Source organism: Vibrio sp. 2134-1 (genome assembly GCF_033339495.1).
The window spans coordinates 1-690 of record NZ_JAWOUS010000444.1 but is presented as its reverse complement, the minus strand read 5'-3'; the positions used below and the strand labels follow the sequence as shown (position 1 = coordinate 690).

1 protein-coding gene is annotated in these 690 nt (G+C 51.0%); it reads left to right on the top strand.

From position 1 onward, the window contains the following. Window positions 1–4 precede the first annotated feature (4 nt). Window positions 5–690: dihydroxy-acid dehydratase (locus tag R7R78_RS26515; protein ID WP_225474659.1), on the top strand; the 686-nt coding region annotated here is incomplete at its 3' end.

The window sequence follows — 690 nt, the reverse complement described above, 5'->3', positions numbered from 1 at the left end:
AGAAATGCCAAAATATAGATCAGCTACCACCACACATGGTCGTAACATGGCGGGAGCTCGTGCGCTCTGGCGTGCAACCGGTGTAAAAGACGAAGATTTCGGTAAGCCAATCATCGCCGTGGTGAACTCATTCACTCAGTTTGTACCAGGCCACGTACACCTTAAAGATTTGGGCCAACTTGTTGCTCAAGAGATTGAAGCGGCAGGCGGCATCGCAAAAGAATTCAATACCATCGCCGTCGATGATGGCATCGCAATGGGTCACGGCGGCATGCTTTACTCGCTGCCATCACGTGAATTGATTGCCGACTCGGTCGAATACATGGTTAATGCGCACTGTGCAGATGCCATGGTGTGTATCTCTAACTGTGACAAAATCACTCCAGGGATGCTGATGGCGTCAATGCGTCTCAACATTCCAGTTATCTTCGTATCTGGCGGCCCAATGGAAGCGGGCAAAACCAAGCTTTCAGATCAGATCATCAAGCTAGACCTTGTCGATGCCATGATCCAAGGCGCCGATCCTAAAGTGTCAGACGAACAAAGCGAACAGATCGAACGCAGTGCATGCCCAACGTGTGGATCGTGTTCAGGCATGTTCACCGCAAACTCAATGAACTGTCTGACAGAAGCTCTGGGTCTGTCTCAGCCAGGCAACGGCTCGCTGTTGGCAACGCATGCCGATCGTAA